This window comes from Pseudomonas sp. (assembly GCF_036404235.1).
In the GTDB taxonomy this organism is placed as follows: Bacteria; Pseudomonadota; Gammaproteobacteria; order Pseudomonadales; family Pseudomonadaceae; genus Aquipseudomonas.
The window spans coordinates 1-3141 of the sequence record NZ_DASWOT010000160.1 but is presented as its reverse complement, the minus strand read 5'-3'; the positions used below and the strand labels follow the sequence as shown (position 1 = coordinate 3141).

Here is a 3141-nt window from a genome sequence, read left to right as displayed (position 1 = left end):
TGGCCATTTTCCAGGTAAAGCATGTGATCGGCCAGGCGGCTGACTTCCGCCAACGAGTGACTCACGTAAAGCATTGGGATACCGAGCTCACTGTGCAACCGTCCCAGGTAAGGCAGCACTTCCTGTTTGCGCCCTTGATCCAGGGCTGCCAACGGCTCATCGAGCAATAGCAGGCGCGGGCTGGTAGCCAGCGCGCGGGCAATCGCTACCCGCTGACGTTCACCACCGGACAGGTGTTGTGTCGAGCGTTTGAGCAGGTGGCCAATGCCGAGCAACTCCACTGCCTGCTCCAGTGAGACGCGTCGTTGATTAGGCGCTATACGCCGCTGGCCGTATTCCAGATTCTGGCGCACATCCAGATGCGCAAACAGGCTAGCCTCCTGAAACACGTAACCCAACGGCCGTCGATCCGGTGGCAGAAAGAACCTGCGCGCCTCATCCTGCCAGCATTCACCAGCGACTTCGACATAGCCGTTCTTGGCCCGCTCCAGTCCAGCAATACAGCGCAGCAAGGTGGTCTTGCCCGACCCGGATTGACCGAAGATCGCCGTGACCCCACTGGCGGACAGACGTACTTTGACCTGCAGATGGAAATCACCCCAACCGTGATCCAAACGCAGATCAATGCCGCAGGGCGAAAGTGCAAGATCGGTCATATTCACATCATCCGCAGGCGGGCGTTAAAGGTATAAAGGGCAAACAACACAAGAAAGGCAAAAACCAGCATGCCCCCTGCCAACCAATGCGCCTGGGCATATTCCATCGCTTCGACGTGATCGTAGATCTGTACCGACACCACACGTGTACGCTGTGGGATATTGCCACCGATCATCAGCACCACACCGAACTCGCCAACGGTGTGGGCGAAACCGAGGGTCGCTGCTGTGATAAAGCCAGGGCGCGCCAGCGGCACGACCACGGTGAAAAACGTATCCAGAGGCGATGCACGTAGCGTCGCGGCGACCTCCAGCGAGCGCTTGCCAATAGCCTCGAACGCTTGTTGCAACGGTTGAACGACGAAAGGCATGGAATACAAGGTCGAACCAAATACCAACCCAGCGAAGGTAAAAGGCAACAGGCCCAAACCGAGTGTTTGAGTCAGCGCGCCCAGCGGGCCGTGCGGGCCGAGACCGATCAACAAGTAAAAGCCAAGCACCGAGGGCGGCAGCACCAACGGTAACGCAACCATGGCACCTATCACTGCGCGCAGGCGCGAACGAGTCATGGCCAACCACCAAGCGATCGGCGTGCCAATAACCAGCAGGATAAGCGTGGTGAGACTGGCCAGTTTGATGGTCAACCAGACTGCGTCAAGATCGAATGCAGAGAGCAATAGAAGCTCCTTAAAGACCAGGACACCCGAACACTAGAGCGTGTAGCCATACGAGCGAATGATCGCTGTAGCCTTGGGCCCCTTGAGGTAGTCGATCAATGCCTTGGCTGCCGGGTTGCTCTGGCCCTTGGTCAGGATTTGCGCGTCCTGGCGGATGGGTTTATAGAGATCGTTCGGCACCAGCCAGTCCGAACCGCTGACCAGCTTGCCGTTCTCGGTTACCTGGGACAGCGCAACGAAACCAAGCTCGGCGTTCCCGGTAGCAATGAACTGGTAGGCCTGGGAGATACTTTCACCGGTGACGATCTTGCTTTCGACTTGCTGGGTCAGGCCAAGCTTATCCAGTGTTTGCATGGCAGCGGCGCCGTAGGGCGCGGCTTTTGGGTTGGCAATGGACAAATGCTTGAAGTCGCCTTTCTTCAGCACCTCCCCCTTGGCGTCAACATAGCCGGGCGTGGCCGACCACAGCACCAGCTTGCCGATGGCATAGGTGAATCGAGTGCCCTGGACGCCCGCCTTCTCGCTTTCCAGCCTGGCGGGAGTGGTGTCATCAGCGGCAAGAAACACCTCAAAAGGCGCACCCTCTGTGATCTGGGTATAGAACTTGCCGGTAGCGCCAAAGATCAAAACCGCCTGGTTGCCGGTGTCTTTCTCGAATTGCTCGGCAATCTTGCGCATCGGCTCGGTGAAGTTGGCAGCCACGGCCACCTGCACTTGCTCGGCCTGCACCTGGGTCGAGATCAACACAAAGCCAATGCAGACAAGCAGACTGGAACGGACTTTCATATGTAAAACTCCTTGAGTCGTGATCAATCGTATACGGCGAGGATAACGCTGGAAGCCTTGAACAGAGCGCACGCCTGCTGCCCCACTGCCAAGCCCATGATGTCGCAGCTGTCGTGAGTGATAACCGCGGTAACACTGCGCCCGGACGGCAGCAGCAGGCTGACTTGATCGTTCACCGAGCCTTGTTGAATCTCGACGATCTCGCCCCATAACTGGTTGCGTGCGGTAAGACGCAAGTCGCGGTCAGTGCAGAGCAGCACCGATGAGGATTTGACGAAAGCGAAAACCTCCTTGCCAATGGCCAGCGCGAGATTCTCCGCACTGGCTTTAGTGATGACTGAAATCAGCTCGCTCTGCGCATCTAGACGCAGGCGCACTTCGTAGTCCACGCCCCCGTCGCGTAGGCCGGCAATAGGCCCAGAGAATTGGTTGCGTGCGCTGGTCTTCATCGAAAGTCGGTGCATAAGGCTTTGAAAGTCATGAATATCGGCCCCTCCCACGTCTCCCAGACGTACGCTGAGCCGGTCAAGCGCAACCTGATATTCGAGTTCCAACGCCCGGTACATGGCAGCAATGCTGCGTCCGTAGTCGGTAAGCTGAGTGCCGCCGCCCTGCCTGCCACCCGTAACCCGGACCACCAAGGGTTGCGCCGCCATGTTGTTCATTGCATCTATCGCATCCCATGCCGCCTTGTAGGACAGCGGCACCGCTTTGGCCGCCTGGCTGATAGAACCACACACGCCGATCTGTTCGAGCAGACGAATACGTATTTCGGAGAGTGAAACGCCAACCGCGCCTTCAAGCGACAAGTGACCGATGAAGCGTTGCGGGGTATTGGTCATATTGGCTCCATCTGTATATGGAGATACATAGCGATAAACGTGCCAATGATGAAGGCGCTATGGTTGCGCCTATATCAAAGCCTTTCCTACAGTAATAGCGACCGAACAGGAGTCCCTATCCGGGTTTTCTATGTAGCAAACACTACAACGTGTCGCGAAGCCGACATCCGCGGAGAATCA

General features: G+C 57.3%; 4 protein-coding genes. All 4 read right to left on the bottom strand.

Annotated elements, in window-relative coordinates; all coding sequences use genetic code 11:
• Positions 1 to 656, bottom strand: a 656-nt coding sequence (modC, locus tag VGC62_RS20105) for a molybdenum ABC transporter ATP-binding protein (protein ID WP_331188830.1), incomplete at its 3' end; no start/stop codon positions are given.
• Positions 657 to 658: 2 nt separating this feature from the next.
• A complete protein-coding gene (modB, locus tag VGC62_RS20100; RefSeq protein ID WP_414705828.1) occupies positions 659 to 1354 on the bottom strand; it encodes a molybdate ABC transporter permease subunit in 696 nt (231 codons plus the stop codon).
• 12 nt (positions 1355 to 1366) lie between these two features.
• Positions 1367 to 2119, bottom strand: a complete 753-nt coding sequence (gene modA, locus VGC62_RS20095) for a molybdate ABC transporter substrate-binding protein (protein ID WP_331188828.1) — start codon at positions 2117 to 2119, stop codon at positions 1367 to 1369.
• A 23-nt stretch (positions 2120 to 2142) separates the two neighbouring features.
• Positions 2143 to 2961, bottom strand: coding sequence for a TOBE domain-containing protein (locus VGC62_RS20090; RefSeq protein ID WP_331188827.1), 819 nt, complete (start codon positions 2959 to 2961; stop codon positions 2143 to 2145).
• Positions 2962 to 3141: the final 180 nt, after the last annotated feature.